Origin of the sequence: Sphingobium sp. LSP13-1-1.1, from assembly GCF_040676415.1 — a bacterium.
In the GTDB taxonomy this organism is placed as follows: Bacteria; Pseudomonadota; Alphaproteobacteria; order Sphingomonadales; family Sphingomonadaceae; genus Sphingobium.
This window is the reverse complement of the sequence record NZ_JBEGHU010000023.1, coordinates 524506-540647: the sequence shown is the minus strand read 5'-3', so window position 1 is coordinate 540647 and position 16142 is coordinate 524506. Positions and strand designations below refer to the sequence as shown.

The 16142-nt window shown below is 60.1% G+C and carries 14 protein-coding genes and 1 pseudogene; 10 read left to right on the top strand and 5 right to left on the bottom strand.

What is annotated here, in order from left to right:
• From MRBLSP13_RS14780 to MRBLSP13_RS14770, 3 genes and pseudogenes are all read right to left on the bottom strand, one after another.
• Positions 1-526, bottom strand: a pseudogene (locus MRBLSP13_RS14780) (oxidoreductase); the annotation flags it as partial.
• A 50-nt stretch (positions 527-576) separates the two neighbouring features.
• Complete coding sequence (locus tag MRBLSP13_RS14775) at positions 577-1458, bottom strand: NAD(P)-dependent oxidoreductase (RefSeq protein WP_363755236.1); 882 nt, start codon at positions 1456-1458, stop codon at positions 577-579.
• Between the two features lie 31 nt (positions 1459-1489).
• Positions 1490-1957: a DoxX family protein gene (locus MRBLSP13_RS14770; RefSeq protein ID WP_363755234.1), complete on the bottom strand. Its 468-nt coding sequence runs from the start codon at positions 1955-1957 to the stop codon at positions 1490-1492.
• Between the two features lie 372 nt (positions 1958-2329).
• On the opposite strand from MRBLSP13_RS14770, the gene MRBLSP13_RS14765 reads away from it, so the two are divergent.
• From MRBLSP13_RS14765 to MRBLSP13_RS14720, 10 genes are all read left to right on the top strand, one after another.
• On the top strand, positions 2330-3583 hold the full coding sequence (locus MRBLSP13_RS14765; RefSeq protein ID WP_363735863.1) for a M24 family metallopeptidase: 1254 nt from the start codon (positions 2330-2332) through the stop codon (positions 3581-3583).
• A 202-nt stretch (positions 3584-3785) separates the two neighbouring features.
• Complete coding sequence (locus MRBLSP13_RS14760; RefSeq protein WP_363755232.1) at positions 3786-6179, top strand: TonB-dependent receptor; 2394 nt, start codon at positions 3786-3788, stop codon at positions 6177-6179.
• 129 nt (positions 6180-6308) lie between these two features.
• On the top strand, positions 6309-7565 hold the full coding sequence (locus MRBLSP13_RS14755; RefSeq protein WP_363755230.1) for an MFS transporter: 1257 nt from the start codon (positions 6309-6311) through the stop codon (positions 7563-7565).
• Positions 7566-7697: 132 nt separating this feature from the next.
• Positions 7698-8627 carry an N-acyl homoserine lactonase family protein gene (locus MRBLSP13_RS14750; RefSeq protein WP_363735866.1) on the top strand — a complete coding sequence of 310 codons (930 nt, stop codon included), beginning with the start codon at positions 7698-7700 and terminating at the stop codon, positions 8625-8627.
• A 104-nt stretch (positions 8628-8731) separates the two neighbouring features.
• Positions 8732-9925 carry a cytochrome P450 gene (locus MRBLSP13_RS14745; protein ID WP_363735867.1) on the top strand — a complete coding sequence of 398 codons (1194 nt, stop codon included), beginning with the start codon at positions 8732-8734 and terminating at the stop codon, positions 9923-9925.
• Positions 9926-9994: 69 nt separating this feature from the next.
• Entirely contained in the window at positions 9995-10387 is a 393-nt protein-coding gene (locus MRBLSP13_RS14740; protein ID WP_133654757.1) for a RidA family protein, read from the top strand.
• 110 nt (positions 10388-10497) lie between these two features.
• Positions 10498-10878, top strand: coding sequence for a DoxX family membrane protein (locus MRBLSP13_RS14735; protein ID WP_363755228.1), 381 nt, complete (start codon positions 10498-10500; stop codon positions 10876-10878).
• A gap of 140 nt (positions 10879-11018) precedes the next feature.
• Positions 11019-12200 (top strand): cytochrome P450, encoded by a 1182-nt coding sequence (locus tag MRBLSP13_RS14730; RefSeq protein ID WP_363755226.1) that lies wholly within the window; start codon positions 11019-11021, stop codon positions 12198-12200.
• Between the two features lie 123 nt (positions 12201-12323).
• On the top strand, positions 12324-13820 hold the full coding sequence (locus tag MRBLSP13_RS14725) for a purine-cytosine permease family protein (RefSeq protein WP_363735870.1): 1497 nt from the start codon (positions 12324-12326) through the stop codon (positions 13818-13820).
• Between the two features lie 59 nt (positions 13821-13879).
• Complete coding sequence (locus tag MRBLSP13_RS14720; RefSeq protein ID WP_133654761.1) at positions 13880-14650, top strand: cyclase family protein; 771 nt, start codon at positions 13880-13882, stop codon at positions 14648-14650.
• Positions 14651-14776: 126 nt separating this feature from the next.
• Here the strand turns inward: MRBLSP13_RS14720 and MRBLSP13_RS14715 are convergent, their stop codons facing one another.
• On the bottom strand, positions 14777-15502 hold the full coding sequence (locus tag MRBLSP13_RS14715) for a GntR family transcriptional regulator (protein WP_363735871.1): 726 nt from the start codon (positions 15500-15502) through the stop codon (positions 14777-14779).
• A 3-nt stretch (positions 15503-15505) separates the two neighbouring features.
• A complete protein-coding gene (locus MRBLSP13_RS14710; protein WP_363735872.1) occupies positions 15506-16048 on the bottom strand; it encodes a VOC family protein in 543 nt (180 codons plus the stop codon).
• Positions 16049-16142: the final 94 nt, after the last annotated feature.

Genomic DNA, 16142 nt, shown 5'->3' with positions numbered 1-16142 from the left:
TCTCGATCAGGTCGAAACCGATCCGTTCGGCGCGCGCGACGGCCTGGCGGTGGGCTTCGATCAGGTCGAGCATCTCGGCCCTGGTCAGCGCGCGGGGCGCCGGAAAGTCACCGAACGGGATGGCCGATGGTCCGACCGTTTCCCAGGCGCCTTCCTCTGCGGTCAATGCCTTGCCGCCCAGTGCCGGCGGCTGCTGCGAGCCCTTGCGCCCGGCGTGCCCGATCTGGATCCCCATCTTGGCAACGCCATAGGTGCGGCAGAAATCCACGACCCGCTTCAGCGCGGCCTCATTCTCGTCCGAACACAGGGTGGCGCAGCGCGGCGAGATCCGGCCGTCCAGGGCGACGTTCGTCATTTCGACCATGACCAGGCCCGCGGCGCCCATCGACAAACCGCCCAGATGGGCCAGATGCCAGTCATTGGCAGAGCCCTCGTTGGAATTATACTGGCACATGGGCGAGACCACGATGCGGTTGGAGAGGGTGAGTTCGCGCAGCGTAATCGGCGAAAAGAGCTTGCTGGTCATGGGTTGAAGGCTTTCTCTTGATGGTTGAGCAGATAGGATTGGGTTGAAAATCAGGCAAGTCCGCTGGCGCGGGCCTGGGCGAGGGCCATGACGATCCAGTCCCGCTCGGCATCGCCATCGGCGATCGCGCGCACCAGTCGCTCGCGGCAGACCTCGGCGCTGGGCAGGGGAACGTCATTGGCAGCGCCCGTGGCGAGGGCGAGATCGACATCCTTGAGGGCAAGGGTTGCGGTAAAACCGACATTATCCCAGCTGCGATCCAGGATCGCGCGCGAATAGCCGCTATAGGCCGGACCGGAAAACAGACCCTCGATCAGAATATCGCGCATCGCTTCGGGATCGGCTCCGGACTTCTCGACCAGGCTGAACGCCTCGCCCATGACCTCGATCGCGCAGGCCAGCACCATATTGTTGGTGAGCTTGAGCAGCGAGGCGGTGGCGGGATCGGACCCGGCGGCGAAAGTCCGCCTGCCGATGGCGTCGAACAGCGGTTGCGCGTGCGCGACGGCGTCGGCGGGCCCAGCCGCGATGATGCCGAGCTGCCCTGCCGCCACGGCGGTAGGCCGGCCCAGCACGGGCGCTGCGACGAGTATCTGGCCGGCCTTCGCATGCGCGGCGGTCAGGTCGCGGATCGTGTCGCTGCGGTGGGTTCCCATCGCGATGTGCAGGCCGCCGGGCGGCAGGCTCTCGATCAGGCCGCCGGGGCCCTGGGCGACCTGTGCCAGGGCTTCGTCATTGGCGAGCATGGTGATGACAGGCGCGCCAAGCGCGGCGGCCTGCGCGATCGAATCGGCCTGCGTCGCACCCAGGTCAAGCAGTTCGCGCAGCCGATCCGGCGTGCGGTTCCACACCACAAGGTCATGGCCCGCATCCAGCAGCCGCCGGGCCATCGCCTGCCCCATGCGTCCAAGACCTATGAAAACTACCTTCATTACAAAACTCCGTGTCCACCGCGCCCGTCCATCAATGCGAGCCGTAATAACCGACAACCGCACAGCAAAGCGCCCAGAACACTGGCCATTCGCTCCCGCCAATATGCCATAACCACCGGCGCGAAACTTTGAAGTTCGCGGCTGCGGCGACAAGCAGGTAAACGCACCCGAGATAAGCGGCGTAATCCGGCAGGATGCCGAGCATCAGGCAGGCTGCCAGTACAATCTCGAGTCCCATGGCCACATAGGACCAGAACTGGGGCGGGTTCAGGCCGGCCTGCTTGAAGAAGGCTACCGAGGCCTGACGCGCAGTGATTTTCCCAACCACATGAGGGATGAAGAAGGCGCCGCACAAGACCCTCAGCACGGCATAGCCATTCGTCATGTCGAAGGCGCTGTCCACGGCGCATTCCTCCACTGCCTTTGGGCACGCCGGCCCGCCATTATCCGCCCAGATCATGCTGCCACGATCCCACTCTGTTCGCTTTTCGGCGTCCAAGGGCGGGGTTGCCATAATTTAATATGGAGAGGCGCTTGACAGCGCAAGAAAAATCGACAAACTTTGCTCAAAGGCCAAAACTAACGAAATTAACGCCTGTAAATTTCATTCGTGCGAAATTACTCACGACGGCATCAAGGCACCGGGCAAGGCAGGCCCATCAGGGAGGTTCATGAAGTCGAAGGCTGCAGTCAGGAATGGCTTGAGGGTCAGAAATGCCTTTCGCCTCAGTCCGCAATCATCGTCCGCTGATTCTGCCTTAGAATTAATGATATCCACGAATTAGAAGTATTTGGCGAAATATTGGATTGGCGATCTAATGTGATCGCATGTCGGAATTACGCCTTAGGCGTCCGAGAGGGAAAGCTGATAATGAAGTATAATCGACCACATGCTGGCGCAAGCTTCGGCACCCAGGCTAAAGACTGGGAGCGCGGCATCGATTACGACCGCTTGTTCAAGGCAAGATTGAAGCGGGCGCAGGAGGCGGTACGTCACGCGGGCCTTGGTGCGGTATTGTGCTTCAATTTCGACAATATCCGCTATGTTACGGGTACGCATATCGGCGAATGGGCGCGCGACAAGTTCATGCGCTATGCGCTTTGTCCGGCCGAAGGACCTCCGTTTCTCTGGGATCCGGCGCCGCCCGCCAAGCGGCTGTCGTCGCCGTGGATCGCGGACAATGTGGCCGCGCCGATCTCGACCATGCAGGGCGGACTTCCGCCGTGGATGAACGTGCAGGGCGATTTCGCAAAGCAGATCAAGAAGGCGCTCGTTCATTTCGGGATCGAAAAGCAGCCGCTCGGCATCGATATCATGGAACTTCCGATGCTCCGGGCGCTCGAGGCCGAGGGTATCGAAGTGGTCGACGGTCAGCAGGCACTGCTGGACGCCCGCGAAATCAAGACGCCGGACGAGATAGAATTGCTCAAGATGGCTGCGTCGATGGTCGACGCCACTTATGTGGACATCGCCAAGGCGATCCGGCCCGGCACGCGCGAAAACGAACTTGTGGCGATCGCCAATGACCGTCTGTTCCGCATGGGGTCGGAACGCGTTGAATGTGTCAATTCGGTGTCGGGTCCACGCGGCCGCCCGCACTCGCACACATTTTCCGATCGCATGATCCAGCCGGGCGACATGGTGTTCCTGGACATCATGCATTCGTTCAACGGCTACCGGACCTGTTACTACCGGACCTTCATTTGCGGGGAGCCCAACAAATATCAGATCGATGCCTATGAGAAGGCGTCGAAATGGATCAGCGCCTCGATCGACATGATCCGGCCGGGTGTCACGCCTGACGAGATTGCGGATGTTTGGCCGGATGCCACCGAATTCGGCTATCGCGACGAGGCCGAGGCGTTTCTCCTGCAATATGGTCACGGCGTGGGCCTGTCGCTGTGGGAGCGGCCGATCATTTCCAAGCGCTATCGCGGTCAGAACCAGCCACTGCGCGAAGGCATGGTGTTCGCGCTTGAAACCTGGTGCGGCGCCGAAGACGGATCGGGTGCTGCCCGCATCGAGGAAGAAGTGGTTGTTACCAAGGACGGTTGCGAAATCATTACGAACTTCCCGTCGGACCGACTCATTTCCTGCGGCCTGCCGGGATGCGAGATTTTCTAGTCTCCCATGTTGAGTACCTTGATGAGAAATAATGAACGGATACGAATATTTGGTTTGATTGATAAATAACAAAAAGTTCGGTTCTCGCAGGGGGAAGTTGGGTCTTATTATAACTTTAAGGGGAATAATAATGAGGAAAGATCTTAGAATCCGAACAAGCCTACTTTGCGCAGTTGCAATTGGTGCGCTCGCCAGCCCTGCATTGGCGCAGGACGAGCCCGCCGCCGCCCCCGCGCAGGATCAAGCGGCTCAAGATCATGCGGACACGGGCGGCTCGGCCTTGTCGGGCGAGATCATCGTGACGGCGCAGCGTCGCGAGCAGAGCATCCAGAAGGTGGGTATCGCCATCACCGCCTATTCCGGCGAACAGTTGCGCGCGCTCAACGTGACCGATTCACGCGAACTGGCGGGACTTACGCCGGGCGTGCACCTCGGCGGCGCGCTTGCTGGCCAGAACAGCCAGTACACGATCCGCGGTGTGACCCAGAATGACTTCAACGATATCGTCGAGGCGCCGAACGCGGTTTATCTGGACGATGGTTACATCGCGATCGGCCAGGGCCAGACTTTCGCCCTGTTCGACATCGACCGCGTCGAAGTGCTGAAGGGGCCGCAGGGCACGCTGTTCGGCCGCAACGCGACCGGCGGGCTTGTCCGCTACATCACGCGCAAGCCCAATCTGGACAAGGTCGAGGGCTTTGTCGACGTCAATTACGGGCTCTATGACTCCCTGAGCACGCCCGGTGCGTTCCACGGTGAAGCGGCGATCAACCTGCCGATGGGCAGCATGATGGCAACTCGTTTCGCCGTCATGTGGAACAAGGCTCAGCCCTGGCTGCGCAACGAATATCCGGCGGGCGCGGTTGGTGGTTCGCCTGGTCCGGGCGCCGGCGCCAATATGGGCGATGACGATACGCTCGCAGGACGCATGACCACCTTGTTCGAGCCCAATGACAGCGCCCGCGTGCTGCTGTCCGTCAATGCGGCGAGAACCCGGATGGCAACGGCGCCGTATCAGCAGAAGCCAACGATAGGCGTATTCAATTCGGCCGGCGAACTGGTCAATGTTTTGAATGCAGGCCCCAACGAAACGCGCGCTTCGATTGCGGCTGACGGTTCCGATGGCGGTTCGGACCCCGGCAACACCGGCAGCTTCGGTGCTCCCTTCGGCCGTCCGGTCCCCGGCGGCGACTTCTTCGGCTACAAGGATCCCGATGGCAGCGGCCCTCGCACGTCGAGCGACTTTGCCTTCCGCGATCATGGGCGTGTAAGGACCTGGGGCGTCAACCTGAATGGCGAGTTCGACTTGAGCGACAGCGTCAAATTGGCGGCGGTGAGCGACTACAAGCATTTCTACAAGATCGCTTTCGTGGACACGGATTCTGGACCGGGCAACCAGTCCGGCGTGTATCAGGGCGTTCGCGCTTCCACCTTCAGCCAGGAAGTCCGCCTGTCAGGGAAGACCGATCTCGTCGACTGGACGGCGGGGCTCTATTATCTGCACATCAAGGCGAACTCGCGTTCGGGACTGAAATTCCCCGTGGGCAGCGTTGTGCCGGGGGCGCCATTTGATGTCGGCGCCGATGCGACGCTGAAGACTAATTCCTACTCGGCCTTTGGCCAATTGGATTGGCACATCGCCCCGCAACTCACCTTGATCACCGGCGCGCGCATCATTCGCGAACAGAAGGATATGAGCTTCTTCCAGGGAATATGGGGCACCACTGACTCGCGTGAGACGCAGATCGGGACACCGATCGTCATCGGCCCGATATTCGGTCCGAACGGGCCGACCGGTTATTCGGACAAGTCCAAGAAGACGCTTTGGGCAGGCAAGGTCCAGCTCGACTTCCAGGTCAACCCGGATCTGCTCCTCTATGCAGGCATCAACCGCGGTGTGAAGGCGGGCAGCTACAACGCTCCCGTTCCGGGCGGTCTGCCGGTTCCCACCAGCGCGCTTCCCTACAAGGCGGAAACTCTCACCAACTATGAGAGCGGCATCAAATATACGTTCCCGGACGGCAAGACGCGGTTCAACGCATCCGCGTTCTATTATGATTACAAGAACTATCAGGCATTCCTCTTCTCCGGCGTTGGCGGCATCGTCATCAATGCCGACGCGAGGACGATCGGTGGCGAAGCCAACCTGTTCACCTCGCCGGTCAGGGGCCTCGATGTCGGGCTTGCCGTGTCCTACTTCGATGCGAAGGTGAAGGATGTGCCGCTTCGTGCCGGAGGTCCGATCAGTCGCGACGTCCAGCCCAACTATGCGCCGCCGCTTCAGGGCAGCGCCATCCTCCGGTATGAATGGGAAGCTCTTGGCGGCAAGCTGTCGGTTCAGGGCGACGCCAGCTATACCGATCCCTTCTTCTACAACCTCCGCAATTTCGACGCGGACAAGTTTGGCAGGACTGTGATGGTCAATGCCGGTCTTGGCTGGTCGAACGAAAGCTGGGAACTGAACTTCCGCATCAGGAACCTCACCAACGTGCACCAGGGTGTCCAGGGCTTCGACCTGGCGACTTTCTGCGGTTGCAACGAGGTTTCCTACAAGCCGCCCCGCTTCTTCCAGCTCGGCGCGCGCTACAACTTCTGATTGCATCAGTCGTGAAAACGGTTCGCGCCCGGAAGGAAGAAACAGCGCGATGAAAGTATGAATGAGCGTCCCGGCCGGTCTGACGACCGGCCGGGACATAAGGCGATCGGGCACTAGAAGGAGGCGGTGATGGCAGGTTATCCGGCCAGCGATTACGATCCGGGTTACGAGTGGAAGGCCGTGGCGCTGCTGAGCCTCGGATTCGGCCTTGTGGGGCTGGACCGCTGGATCATCGCTCCGCTGGCGCCCGCCATCATGCGGGACCTTGGGATCAGCCTGCCGCTCATCAATGTCCTGATCGCCATTTTGGGTGTAACCTGGGGCGTGGCCGCAGTTGCCATGGGCAACCTCTCGGACCGGATCGGTCGTCGCAAGGTCATGCTGCCGGCTCTTCTTATCTTCTCGCTCGCTTCTGCGTTCAGTGGTCTGGCCGGCGGCTTCACCAGTCTGCTTTTGATCCGCGGTCTGATGGGCGTGTCGGAAGGTGCCTTTTGTCCGGTGAGCTTCGCGGCGACTGCGGAAGCATCCAGGCCCTCCCGCATAGGGTTCAATCAAGGCCTGCAGCAGAGCATGTTCGCCTTGTTCGGATTGGGGATTGGTCCCATTCTCGCGACCTGGCTGCTCGGCTTCACGTCGTGGCGTGGGGTTTTTGCCATTGTCGGACTGCCTGGCATCATTCTCACGATTCTGTTGTGGAAGGTTATCAGGGAACCCGGCCAGAACCAGAAGACCATTGGCACGCCCGCACCGCCGACATCGATCCGCGAGGTCCTCATGGTGCGTAACATCCGCCTTGCAATGGTCGGTTTGCTCTGCGCGATGTGTGGCATTTTCGTGGTCAGCGCGAATGTGCCAATCTATCTGGCCGAATATTTGAAGTTGCCGTCGATGCAGGTGGGGCTTGTGACCTCGGCCATCGGTTTTGGCGGATTTGTCGGCCTTTGGATGCTCCCGGCCTTGTCGGACATCTTTGGCCGCCGGGTGATGGCGATCATCGGCTTCGCGGGTGGCGCTGCATTCACCTATTGCTTCATCACGCTGGGTGCGCAGCCAGGCTATCTGTTTGCCTCGCTGTTCGGAGCGACCGCTTCCAGCTTCGGGGTTCTCTCTCTGCTCACCGGGCCAGTCGCCGCAGAGTCCGCTCCCCCGGGGATGCTCTCTACTGCTTCGGGGTTGATCATCGGTGTCGGGGAGATCTTCGGAGGCGGCGTGGCGCTGCTTCTCGCCGGCTATATCATCGGAACCTTCGGGATCCAGTATATGCTCTATCTGGCGCTCGGTGGGCTGATGCTTGGTGCTGTCCTGATGTGCGGCCTGGTCGAAACCGCACCGCGCAAGCGCCAGAAAAGTCCACGGTGGAGCGAGGAAGCAATCGCAGATGGCTGACCTTGCCCGCCATGTTTGCTCGAGGAGGCGTTTGGCCCGACCTCGCATATGCGCCGGGCAGATTGGGCCAGCGTCTTCGCCAAGATGGGTTTATAACTATTCGCTCGACAGAATATCCTGGAGTTTTGTGCAATGAGTACCCCAATCATTGGTCTCGGGCCGCGGCTTGATACCGATTACTCGATCTGGCCTTTGGCATATTGCCAGTCGGAAATGCCGCAAGATTTCTTTGGTGGCTCCATCAAGTTCAGCAATATGGGCACAATTCGCGTGCCAATGATCTACACATTGCTGGTCGGTGGCGAAGTCGGTGGCAAACAGCACGTCGCCTTGGTCGATTGCGGTTTTCGCAATGACCATTGGGCGGCGAAATACGGGTTTGCCAGCTGGGAGGAGCCGCGTGACGTGCTGGCCCGCGTCGGTTTCACGCCCGAAGATGTCGAAGTGATCCTGGTTACCCACATGCATTTCGATCACATTGGAAATTTCGAGGCGTTTCCCAATGCCAAGCTGTACATCCAGATCGACGAATATCTCGGCTGGTCGGACATTGTGTGCTCCGCGCACCAGTATGAGACCGAAGAGGAAAAGGCTTTCATCTTTTCGTCGTTCGATCCCCAGGATCTGATCCGCGCCGCACAGGGCGTAGCCGAGGGGCGCGTGCGTTTCATTCGCGGTGACGAGGAGGTTCTGCCGGGTATCACGGCGCGGCTGGCCAAGGATAGCCACACCTTCGGCAGCCAATGGTTCGAGGTGCAGACCCGCAACGGCCCGTTCGCCGTCGTTGGCGACGTTGTCTACTGGTATTCGAACATCGAGAGCATGTGGCCTTCGGGCTATCATCAGGGCAACGTGATGAACCAGTTGAGCGTCTTCCGCCAGATTCGGGAGACGTTGAAGCAGAAGATCGACCGGGTCATTCCTGGGCACGATCCCAAGGTGTGGGATCGCCATAATTCATGGGTGGCACCGAGTGGGAATCCGATCGCGGAGGTCAACCTGCGTCAGGACGACACCACAAGGCGGCCTGACGTATCTGCCCAGAAAATCATTCACACCTGAGGAGCCGATCGCCCGTTCATGCTGTCGAATCCGGGAAGACCGAACAGCGCGCAAACCGGAATGCGCCGCATGATGAATGTCAAACTGTTTTGAGGACTAAGACTATGGTGGCTTCGATCCCCATTTCGGATGTCAATCCGTTCGAGCTTGAACGGCGGCTAGAGCCCTACGCGTTCTACGAAGAACTGCGGGAGATGGGCCCTGTCGTGCACCTGCGAACGCTCGATCTCTACGCGGTCAGCCGCTTCGCCGACGTGCGCCGGGTCCTCGCCGATCAGCGGGTTTTCTCGTCTGCGCAAGGCGTTGTGCAAAATGCCGCGATGAATGCAGCGATGGCGGGGTCGATCGTCGGCACCGACCCGCCGGAGCACACCCGCCTGCGCGCGATCCTCGGCCGCCCGTTGACGCCGGCGCGGCTCGCCCCGATGCGCGACATGCTCTCCGAGCTCAGCGCACGGCAGGTCGAGCGCATCCTGGCAAACGGTAGCGAGGTAGAGGCGGTGTCCCAGATCTCCTGTCACCTGCCGCTCTCGGTAGTTACCGAGTTGGTCGGGATGCCTGACGATGCCACCGACCGCATGCTTCCCTGGGCTGCCGCCAGTTTCAATGGCATGGCCCCCGATATCATGCCCGGCACGGCTCCGGCGCTGGCCACGATCGGCGAGATGATGGGCTATATCGCGGACCCCAGCCTGCCTGGCAGGCTGCGGCCCGGCAGCTGGTCCGCCCAGCTGCACGAGGCATCGGTGAGCGGCGAGATCGACTACGAGCAGTTTCTCAGCATGCTGCAGGGTTATCTCATGCCATCGCTCGACACGACGATCTTCGCGATGTCTAACCTGCTGTGGCTGCTGGCAAACAACCCGGACCAGTGGGAGCTGCTGCGGTCCCGCACCAGTCTTATTCCGCGCGCCATTCACGAAGCCATCAGGCTCGAGAGCCCGGTACAGTTCTTCTCGCGCGTGGCAACGGAGGACACGGAGATCGACGGCACCCCGATCAAGGCCGGTTCGCGCATATTCGTCATCTATGCCTCGGCCAATCGCGATCCCCGTCGCTTCGAGAATCCGGACCGTTTCCAGATCGAACGCGACAGTACGGATCACATCGGCTTCGGGCATTCGGCGCACCGGTGCGTGGGTATGAACCTGGCGTTGATGGAAATCACCGCGATGCTCACGGCGCTCGTCGGCAAGGTTAGGGCGATCGAACTGATAGATGCCAAGCGGGCCGACAACGCCATCCTGCGCGGTTTCGAGAAGCTTTCGCTCCGCTTGGTCCCGTTGTCAGGTGGTTAGAGGACGACTGCACCGCAGTTGAAACCGATCTTCAATCCCAAACCCTTCAATTTATAAAGGACGGATATCATGTTTGTAGTTAGAAATCCCCAGTCGATCGCCAACCCGGTGGGGGCATATAGCCATTCGGTCGAGATTCCGGCCGGTGCGCGCATCCTGTCGATCGCTGGACAGGCGGGCATCCGGCCCGATGGAACGCTGGCTGAGGGCTTCGAGGCGCAGCACGAGGAAATCTGGAAGAACGTTCTGGCCATTCTCGCCGAAGCGAACATGGGTCCGGAAAACCTGGTTCACCTCAACGTCTATTCGACCGATGCAAGCGCTATCCGCTTCCTGGCGCCGCACCGGAAGAAGTATCTGCCTGAAGGTTACCTGCCGACCTCGACCTGGGTTGTAGTGTCGGCGCTCGCCAATCCCAACTGGGTCGTCGAGATGGAAGCCATCGCGGCAAAGGTCGACTGATCGCTTCGCATTTGCCCCTGGCCGCAACACTGGCCAGGGGCAAATGCAGGCATTTCGAGCGGGGAAGGCCTCAATGTTGCGAATTTGAGGCGGTACACTGGGAGGGTATTGTGAACGCCATCGTTTTTCCGGATCTCACTGACGCTATAGTTCAACTTCGCATTATCTGTGGTCTCCTGTTTATTCCCCACATCCTTGCACAGTTTACTGCCAAGGATGCCGTCTTCGGCTTTTTCGAGGCCGCTGGGCTCAAACCCGCGTGGCTTTTTGTGCGGACTGCGCTGGTCGTTCAGACGCTCGTACTGCTCGGTTTGGTACTGGGAATCTACGTATTCTACGCAGCGTGGCTGGGCGGCATCTTCATGATCTGCGCGGGGTTGGCAGCGTTCAAAGTCTCCAAGGGACGTTGGGTCTGGAACCTGGGTGGTTGCGAGTTTCACATGTTCTGGGGTTTGTGCTGCATCATCGTCGGGCTTCACAGTCAGGCGTAAGGTGTAGGCACATCGAACACCCCGCTCAGGTGCTGAGACAACCGAGCGCGCAGTCAAGTGGTGCAGGCCCGTTCGCGACGACGCCCATCGCCGCTGCGGAGAAGCCGCTGTCAATCTGAAATAAATCCCGGAGTACCGATATGGCAGTCAATATTCCTGACGTGGACGTCGATGTTTTCGCACCGGAGGCGCTGGCCAATCCGTTCGAGAACTATCGAATTTTCCGGGACACCGCGCCGATCGTGCGTCTTCCCAAATATGACCTCTACGTCATGTCGCGGTTTGCGGACGTGCAGGGAGCCCTGAAGAACAATATGCTGTTTTCCTCCGGAAGCGGCGTTGCGATGAACGACCTGATGAACAAGGCGATCATGGGCAGCACGCTCTTCACGGATGCCCCTTACCATAGCGAACTGCGTGCGATTGTCAGTCGACCGCTCGCGCCCGCCCGATTGGCCGAGCTCCGCCAGCGCCTTTACAGCCTCGCGGAAGAACTGGTCGAGGGCCTGGTTGCGAAGGGTGATTTCGATGCCGCGGCCGAACTCGCGCCATTTCTGCCGGTTACGGTGGTCTCTGAACTGGTCGGTCTGCCCGAGGAAGGGCGTGAACGGATGCTCATATGGGCGAGCGCGGTGTTCAACTCCTTTGGCCCAAGGGGCGTTGAGCGAACCGAGGCCGCGTTTCCGATCATGGAAGAGATGGTGACCTATGCACGCAGTTGCACCGCCGATCGCGTGAAACCTGGCAGCTGGGTTGCCAAGCTGTACGAAGCGGCAGAGGCTGGTGAGCTCCGCCCCGAGCAGGTCGGGCCGGTCATGGGCGATTATCTCGGCCCGAGCCTCGACACGACCATTCTTGCAACGGGCAGCATGATCGCCCTGTTCGCGCAGCACCCCGACCAGTGGGACAAGCTGCGCGCGAGCCCATCGCAGATCCCTAACGCGATCAACGAAGCCATGCGGCTCGAGGGGCCGGCGCAGGGCTTTACCCGCGTGTTGACGGACGATTTTTCGGTCGAAGATCAACGGCTCAACAAGGGTGATCGGGTCCTTATATTGTTTGCATCCGCGAATCGCGATGAACGGCATTGGGAAGACCCGGAACGGTTCGATATCACGCGCCGAGCCGCCGAGCAGGTGGGCTTCGGCCACGGCATTCACATGTGCATGGGTGCAAACCTCGCCCGACTGGAAATGTCGGCGATACTCTCGGCATTGATACCCCGGGTCGAGCGGTTCGAGCTTCACGGTGCAGAGCGCATTTTGAACAACGTCCTGCGCGGTTACAAATCGCTCAAGCTGACCGCGCATGCGGTGAAATAAACTGCCACCGGTCGGCCCGATCCACGGCCTTACCGTGGATCGGGCGGACGAGGTTTCTTACCAACCTTGGCCCGCGAAGGGGTATTCGATGCAAGTGAGCAACCTGACGAAGGGACTTCTGCAGTGAGCGCTGAAAGCCTTTCGGAAACCATCGAGGACCACGCCCTTGAACGCGTGCCGGACGACGCCCGTCAGGGATGGTTGGCCCTGTCATGGAACACGGCAGGCGTGGTGGTTTCGCTGGTGCAGTTGTTCTTCGGCGCGCTGGTGACATTTGTCGCGGGTTTCAAACTCGCGCTTCTGGCCGGCGTCATCGTTGCGATCGTGTGCATCCCGCTGAGCTGGGCCAGCGCCCATGTCGCCTATCGTACGGGCCTCTCCAGCACTGTGCTCTCGCGCTATTTCGCCTTCGGTCGTCGCGGCTCGGTCGTCGCTTCCCTCATTTTCTCTTTTATGATCATCGGCTTTCTCGCGCTTGAGAATGCCCTTCTGTATCGCGGCTTCATATTCTATTTCGAGCTTGCGGACACCGTCACGACCCGTATCGTCATCTACGGACTTATGACGCTGGCCTGGATCCTGCTGACATCATACGGCTTCAAACTGATCGCCAAGGCTTCGTCGGTCACACTGACACTGTCGTTGGCTGTGCTGGCCTATATCACTTATCTGGTGGTGTCCGGCGGCAAGCAGCCCGTTGGTGAACTGCTCTCGTTCGGATCGCAATTTTCCCCGGACGCGTTGCAGCAGATGGGGGCGGGCAGCGAGATGGGCAAATTCATCTTTGCCGTCAACGTCCTGTTCGGAGCCGCCTGTGGCATGGCGCTTTTCGGTGCGGATATTGCCAGATATGCGCGCCGCTCGGTTGATGCCGGCGTGTCGACGACGTTCGGCGTGCTGTCCGTCCTGCTGATGCTCTGCGTTGGCGGGATCATCATGTATGCCGGTGGGCCGGCGCTGGTGGATTATTATGTCAACCACACCGGCATGACGGTAGAGGCGGCGCAGAAGGCGTCTCTGCAAAATCCGGACAGCATCGTTGCTGCGTTCGTCGTCCTGGGCGGCGCGTTTGGGGCAATCCTACTCGTTCTGGCGCAGGGGAAGACACAGGTTCTCAACAATTATAGCGCGTCTCTTTCGCTCTCGAACCTGTTCGACGCGTTGAACCTGAGGATGGGGCGACTGACCTTCGTCATTCTGGCCAACATCATCGCGCTGCTCATGCTCTATGGGCATCTCCTCGAACTGATCGAACTCTGGGTCACGTTCCTCGGTGTCATCGTAACGGCCTTCGCGGGCATCATCGTGGCGGACTATTATGTCGTCAAGGCGTGGCTGGGGAAGGAATCGACGATCGTCCCAGAGACGCCTGAGAACATCAACTGGGCCGGTGTCGTGACCCTGGTCGCTTCGGTCGGCCTTGTGCACTATGTCCTCGCGAAGATCGTGCCGATCGAGGCTGTCATGACCTTGTTCCTGTCGATGATCATCTATCCGATCCTGCGCACCACGGTGCTGAAGCCGAGCCTTCCGCATTCTTCCGCGGCCGTCCTTGAACCTGGCGCGGCGCCCCGGCGGCTTGGTGACGCGGTGGCGATTTCGGATGGCGAAACAGGCTGACCGGCGTCGAAAGCGTCGGTGAATTTCCAGAGACAATAGACCTACCAAGGAGACTAACGATGGCAATCTTGCAACAACTGGCCCAGGCTTTGTCGGCGGGGAGCGTCGAGGTCGTCGACCTGACGCACACGCTGGAGGAGCGCACGCCGATCATTCCGCTTCCCGAGCCCAATCATCAGCAGTGGCCTTTCCACATGGAAGAGATTTCCCGCTTCGATGAGCGTGGGCCGGACTGGTACTGGAACAACTTCAGCTGCGGCGAGCATACCGGCACGCACTTCGATGCGCCCGTCCACTGGATTTCCGGCCGGCATTACGAGGATGGTGCGGTCGACACGATTCCCGTGAAGCGGTTCATCGCTCCCGCCTGCGTCATCGACATTACCGATCGCGTCCATGAAGACTATCTCACCACCGTCGAGGACATCGAGAAGTGGGAAGCCGAACATGGCCGCATCCCCGCAGGATCCTGGGCACTGATCCGCACGGGTTGGGCATCGCGCAACTATACCGACGCATTTCTGAACGTCCGTGAAGATGGCGGCCACTGGCCGGGCAACCATCCCGAGGTTGCCAAGTTCCTGGCGAAGGAGCGCGATGTTATCGGTGTGGGAACAGAGCCGGTGGGCACGGACTCAGGGCAGTCCTCCACCTTTGCGGAACCGCTGCCGTGCCACTACAACATGCATGGAAACAACAAGTTCGGCCTGTCGAGCCTGAACAACCTGCACCTCCTGCCGCCTACCGGGGCAATGCTGATCACACCGCCGCTCAAGATCAAGAACGGTTCGGGCAGCCCCTGCCGCGTGCTGGCGCTGGTCGAGCGCTGAGTTGTACCATATCGGCGGCCGTCAGAACTTGCTGGCGGCCGCCGGCTGGATTGACATAAGCAGCAGTGAAAACTGGCAGATTCAGCCGATATTAGACTTCATTCCACCAATATCGTTAAGTCGCCGCTATACGCTTTTCCGACGTCTTTTGCGGGGCGATTCGGGATTGGGAAACATATCCGCGCACTGAGCCAGTTCGCACCGGGTACGACGGATATGCTCCGTCAGCAAATGCGCCGCACCCTCCGTGTCACGCCGCCTTATGGCATCGACCATGAGCCTGTGTTCTGCATGTATGATCCAGTTGCGTTCGCGACCCAGCAGGCTGGTGAACGCGCGGCGATAGTGCTGCGTCGTGTTCCAGAAGCGCTCGATCATCGCGAGCAACTGCTTCATTCCAGCGTCCGCATAGGACGCCAGATGAAACATGCGATCCAGTTTGAGGAAGGTTTCGGTGTCCGTTGATGCGGCCATGTCTTCAACCAGCCGCTCGAGCAGATCTATGTGTTCGTCGGTCATGTTAGGGATTGATTGCGCCAAGGCCAGGGGCTCCAGCCGTTCCCTGATCATGTAGATTTCGAGGCATTCCGCCAGGTCGACCCTCGCCACCCAGGCGCCGCTGCTCGGTTTCAGCACGACGAGCCCGTCACTCTCCAACCGGCCGAGCGCAACGCGTACGGGAATCCGGCTTACCGAGAAGCGGGCGGCGAGCTCTTCCTGACCGATACGGCTGCCCGGGGGCAGCTCACCCGCGAGGATCAGCGCGCGTATGCCTTCCGTAACGCGGTCGGTGGTAAGCGACGTCTCATGCGTGCTCGTTTCCGCGGGTGCTGTCCTGTCGATCGTCTCCACTCCTCAGGCGGCCGGATCGGCAGGGTGCCACAACCGTCGGGTGGTAGTCGACTCATAGCCCTTGCCTCCCGGAAAGCTCACCAACTCCAGTTGCATATCCCAGGGCGTGAGGAAATAGACCCATGTCTGCCCCCCGCTGGGCCCCGTGGCGCGGACGGTCGGCTCGCCCAGAATGCGCAGCTCGTGCCGCTTCAGATGCGCCAGCGCGAGATCGAAGTCATCGACGTAGAAGGCGAGATGATGGCCGCCGACATCGCAATTGCGGGGCGGCACCGCGTTCCGGCCGTCCCCGCCATATTCGAAAATCTCGAAATTGGGGCCAAAGCCGCATCGGAAGAAGCGCAACTCGCGCACGCGGGTGCGGGCGGGAACATTGAGGTGACGGACCATCCAATCGCCCTCGGCATCCTCGATCGGTCCGAGCGAATAGAAATATTCGCATCCGATCACGTCGACGAAGAAGCGCGTGGCCTCTTCAAGGTCCGGAACCGTGAACCCAATATGCTCCACGCCCCTCAGCCCCGGAAGCCCGCCGCGATGTTCCATGAATGTCTCCAATTGGATTCTATTCATGGAAAATTGTGCAAAATCGATGGATCAGTCAAGAAAAAATGCCAAGATCGGATCCAATCATTGACAT

Coding starts and splice junctions, on each gene's coding strand:
- MRBLSP13_RS14755 (WP_363755230.1), top strand. CDS start 6,309: ATGGCAGGTTATCCGGCCAGCGATTACGATCCGGGTTACGAGTGGAAG.
- MRBLSP13_RS14745 (WP_363735867.1), top strand. CDS start 8,732: ATGGTGGCTTCGATCCCCATTTCGGATGTCAATCCGTTCGAGCTTGAA.
- MRBLSP13_RS14765 (WP_363735863.1), top strand. CDS start 2,330: ATGAAGTATAATCGACCACATGCTGGCGCAAGCTTCGGCACCCAGGCT.
- MRBLSP13_RS14730 (WP_363755226.1), top strand. CDS start 11,019: ATGGCAGTCAATATTCCTGACGTGGACGTCGATGTTTTCGCACCGGAG.
- MRBLSP13_RS14740 (WP_133654757.1), top strand. CDS start 9,995: ATGTTTGTAGTTAGAAATCCCCAGTCGATCGCCAACCCGGTGGGGGCA.
- MRBLSP13_RS14775 (WP_363755236.1), bottom strand. CDS start 1,458: ATGAAGGTAGTTTTCATAGGTCTTGGACGCATGGGGCAGGCGATGGCC.
- MRBLSP13_RS14710 (WP_363735872.1), bottom strand. CDS start 16,048: ATGGAACATCGCGGCGGGCTTCCGGGGCTGAGGGGCGTGGAGCATATT.
- MRBLSP13_RS14720 (WP_133654761.1), top strand. CDS start 13,880: ATGGCAATCTTGCAACAACTGGCCCAGGCTTTGTCGGCGGGGAGCGTC.
- MRBLSP13_RS14750 (WP_363735866.1), top strand. CDS start 7,698: ATGAGTACCCCAATCATTGGTCTCGGGCCGCGGCTTGATACCGATTAC.